This is a genomic window from Pseudomonas sp. PB106 (assembly GCF_009764645.1).
GTDB lineage: Bacteria > Pseudomonadota > Gammaproteobacteria > Pseudomonadales > Pseudomonadaceae > Aquipseudomonas.
Window position 1 is genome coordinate 1 of sequence record NZ_RWIM01000191.1, and the last position, 3,856, is coordinate 3,856.

Genomic DNA, 3,856 nt, shown 5'->3' on the forward strand with positions numbered 1-3,856 from the left:
CAGCCTTCGGCAGCTCCTACATGAAACGCAATTTCTGTAGGAGCTGCCGAAGGCTGCGATCTTTTGATCTTTACTCAGTACTGCCCAGGCCCTGCCAGTGCTTCAGGCCAATAAAGATGAAGCGCAATTGCTGGGTGATCTTCGCCTGCGGCGTCAGATGCTCCGGCAGCGCTTCGGCAGGCGGGTCGATGATGTCGGGAAGGGTGGCGAAGACTGATTTGACGATCAGGTCAGCCATCACGCTCAGGCCCTCGGCATCCAGATGCTGCAGCTTGGGCATCATCGTCAGGTCTGAAGCCAAGTCGGAACTGATGTTCTCGCGCAGCCGCCCGATGGCCTGACGCACCGGCAGCGAACCGCCGTACTGCTCGCGGGCGAGAAACAGGAATTGCGAACGGTTGGCGCTGACCACGTCGAGGAAGATCCGCACCGACGCATCAATGATGCCGCCCATGACGAATTCGTTGTGGCGCACCAGGCGAATGGTTTCGCGGAAGGTCTGGCCGACTTCACTGACCAGCACCAGGCCCAGCTCATCCATATCGGCGAAGTGGCGGTAGAAACCGGTGGGCACGATGCCGGCGGTTTTCGTCACTTCACGCAGGCTCAGGCTGCCGAATCCTCGGCCGCTTTCCATCAAGTGGCGGGCAGCGTCCATCAGGGCGTTGCGGGTCTGTTGCTTCTGTTCGGCGCGGGGCAGCATCGCAGGGTGTGTTCTTCGGCAGGACAAGCGCCGCACTCTAGCAAATCGGCTTTGTCGGCGTCGAACGGGAGGGCATGCAGCGGAAGATTTCAGCGAGGTTTAAAAGTCAAAAGCCCAATCCGGTGATTGGGCTTTTTTTCGAGGCCGCCATGGGCTTAGCTCGAGGCGCTGTTGCGTTCGATCACACGGTCACCACCACCTTCGGCGAGTGCTTGACCCAGTGGGGTTTTGTCGAAGCCGTCATCAGCCAGGGTTTGACCTTGTGGAGTGCGGTCGCCGCCGTCGGAAGCCAGGGTCTGACCTTGTGGGGTGCGCTCGGTGCCGTCAGAAGCCAGGGTTTGGCCCTGTGGAGTGCGTTCGGTGCCGTCCGAAGCCAAGGTTTGGCCTTGTGGAGTGCGCTCGGTGCCGTCGGATGCCAGGGCTTGGCCTTGTGGTGTGCGATCGGAACCGTCTTGAACCAGACCTTTCTCTTCGAGGCGATCACGGCCACCTTCGGCTACGGTTTGGCTGAACACCGATTGGCTGGATTTCACTTGCGGAGTGGCTTGATCAGCCGCTGGCAGGGCAAAAGCAGTGCTGGCTAGCATCGAGAGGGTAAGGCTAAGCAGTAATTGGCGTTTCATGATGGGTTGCTCCTTGGGAGGGCGATAAAGTGGGTACGAGGGCAATGCTACTCTCGATAAGTCGATATAAAAGTTCATAAACGCAATGGTAATAATCAACAGAATTGATTGTTCTGCCGGGAGGCTCTAGGTCGCGCCTTTCAGAGCCTCGGTTTTGCACCGAGGTGGGTAGTTTCGACCCACTCGCGCCTCGCAAACGTGCGGGTCGGGGTAACGCCGCTCGACTGACTGGTCAGCTTTCACGCAGGTTTTTCCGCCTTAATCGGTTTTTCGGTTAAACCTGCGGGCCTTTTGCCAGTCACAGACTTCATAGGGGCTGCTTTAGCCCGCCGTTTCAGCCGTGCACCGCAATAACAGGGCGCACGTGATCAGGAGCTTTGTGCATGACGCGCACTGGAAAAATCTTCAGTTGGACCTTCGCCATCCTCGTGCTGCTACTGGCCGTGCTGGTCTTGATCATCGTGTTCTTCGACTGGAACCGGCTCAAACCGCCGATCAACGCCAAAGTCTCGGAAGAGTTGCACCGACCGTTTGCCATCAACGGCAACCTCGCGGTGATCTGGCAGCGCGAGCCGGACGAGGGCGGCTGGCGCGCCTGGGTGCCGTGGCCGCATGTGGTGGCCGAGGACCTGAGCCTGGGCAATCCGGACTGGTCGAAAAAACCGCAGATGGTCACGCTCAAACGTGTCGAGTTGCGTATTTCGCCGCTGGCCTTGCTGGCGCAACGGGTGGTGATTCCGCGTATCGACCTGACCGAACCGAATGCCGACCTGCAGCGCTTGGCCGATGGCCGCGCGAACTGGACGTTCAAATTCGATCCGAAAGACCCCAATGCCGAACCGTCGAACTGGGTGGTCGACATTGGCGCCATCGGTTTCGACAAGGGCCACGTCACCCTCGATGATCAAACGCTGAAAACCAATCTCGACTTGTTGATCGATCCGCTGGGCAAGCCGATTCCATACAGCGATATCGTCGGTGACAAAGCGGCGAAAACTGCGCAGGACAAGGGTGGTGCACCGCAGGATTACGCGTTCGCCTTGAAGGTCAAAGGCCAGTATCACGGCCAGAACCTTACCGGCCAAGGCAAGATCGGCGGGCTGCTGGCGCTGCAGGACGCAAGCAAGCCATTCCCGTTGCAGGCGCAGGCGAAGATCGGCGACACCAGCATCGAACTGGCCGGCACGCTGACTGATCCGTTGAACCTTGGCGCCCTCGATCTGCGCCTGAAACTGGCTGGCGCCAGCCTCGGCAACCTCTATCCGTTAACCGGTGTGACCCTGCCGGACACGCCGCCGTACTCCACCGACGGCCATTTGATCGCCAAGCTGCATGACGCCGGCGGCGCCAAATTCACCTATGAGCAATTCAACGGCAAGATCGGCAGCAGTGACATCCATGGTGACCTGACTTACGTCGCCAGCCAGCCACGGCCAAAGCTCAGCGGCGCATTGCTCTCCAATCAACTGTTGTTCGCCGACCTCGCACCGTTGATCGGCGCAGACTCCAACGACAAGCAAAAGGCGCGCGGCGGCGAGAGCAAGCAGCCGGCGGACAAAGTGCTGCCCGTGGAAGAATTCAAAACCGACCGCTGGCGGGCAATGGACGCTGACGTCGAATTTACCGGCAAGCGCATCGTGCATAGCGAGAAGCTGCCGTTCAATGACCTCTATACCCACTTGAAACTCAACGACGGCGAACTGAGCCTGGAGCCGCTGCGCTTCGGCGTGGCTGGCGGCAATCTCGACGCGCAGATTCGTCTCAATGGCCGCACCGAGCCGTTGGAAGGCCGGGCCAAACTGACCGCGCGTCGCTTCAAACTCAAAGAGTTGTTCCCCACTTTCGAGCCAATGAAAACCAGCTTCGGTGAGCTTAATGGCGACGCCGATATCAGCGGTCGCGGCAATTCGGTCGCCAAGTTGCTCGGTGGTGCTAACGGCAATCTGAAGATGCTGATCAATGACGGCGCAATCAGCCGTGAGCTGATGGAACTGGCCGGGCTTAACGTCGGCAACTACGTGGTCGGCAAGATCTTTGGTGACAAGGAAGTGAAGATCAACTGCGCCGCCGCTGACTTCGACATCAAGACCGGTCTGGCCACTACTCGGCTGTTTGTCTTCGATACCGAGAATGCGATCATCTACATTGACGGCACGGCAAACATGGCCACCGAGCAGCTTGACCTGACGGTGACACCGGAATCGAAGGGCTGGCGTTTGATCTCTCTGCGCTCGCCGCTGTATGTGCGCGGCAAGTTCATTAAACCGGATGCGGGAGTCAAAGCTGTGCCGCTGATGCTGCGCGGGGCGGGGATGGTTGCACTGGGCGTGATTGCAGCACCGGCGGCGGGGCTGTTGGCGCTGGTGGCGCCAAGTGGCGGCGAGCCTAATCAGTGTGCGCCGTTGCTGGAGCAGATGAAGGCGGGCAAGGCGCCAGTGACCGTCAAACCAACTAAATAGACAGACAAGATCAAAAGATCGCAGCCTGCGGCAGCTCCTACATCGATCCGTGTAGGAGCTGCCGCAGGCTG

The 3,856-nt window shown here is 59.4% G+C and carries 3 protein-coding genes; 1 reads left to right on the forward strand and 2 read right to left on the reverse strand.

The genetic code is table 11. From position 1 onward, the window contains the following. Positions 1–70: 70 nt before the first annotated feature. Both EJA71_RS23875 and EJA71_RS23880 read right to left on the reverse strand, forming a co-directional pair. Complete coding sequence (locus EJA71_RS23875) at positions 71–703, reverse strand: TetR family transcriptional regulator (protein ID WP_008086186.1); 633 nt, start codon at positions 701–703, stop codon at positions 71–73. Positions 704–858: 155 nt separating this feature from the next. Next, positions 859–1,326 (reverse strand): hypothetical protein, encoded by a 468-nt coding sequence (locus tag EJA71_RS23880; protein ID WP_158959965.1) that lies wholly within the window; start codon positions 1,324–1,326, stop codon positions 859–861. Positions 1,327–1,709: 383 nt separating this feature from the next. Here EJA71_RS23880 and EJA71_RS23885 point away from each other — a divergent pair, with 383 nt between their 5' ends. Beyond that, positions 1,710–3,785 carry an AsmA family protein gene (locus EJA71_RS23885; RefSeq protein WP_158959967.1) on the forward strand — a complete coding sequence of 692 codons (2,076 nt, stop codon included), beginning with the start codon at positions 1,710–1,712 and terminating at the stop codon, positions 3,783–3,785. Positions 3,786–3,856: the final 71 nt, after the last annotated feature.

Bases quoted from the DNA above. Each gene is read 5' to 3' on its own strand.
- EJA71_RS23875 (WP_008086186.1), bottom strand. From the start codon at position 703: ATGCTGCCCCGCGCCGAACAGAAGCAACAGACCCGCAACGCCCTGATG.
- EJA71_RS23880 (WP_158959965.1), bottom strand. From the start codon at position 1,326: ATGAAACGCCAATTACTGCTTAGCCTTACCCTCTCGATGCTAGCCAGC.
- EJA71_RS23885 (WP_158959967.1), top strand. From the start codon at position 1,710: ATGACGCGCACTGGAAAAATCTTCAGTTGGACCTTCGCCATCCTCGTG.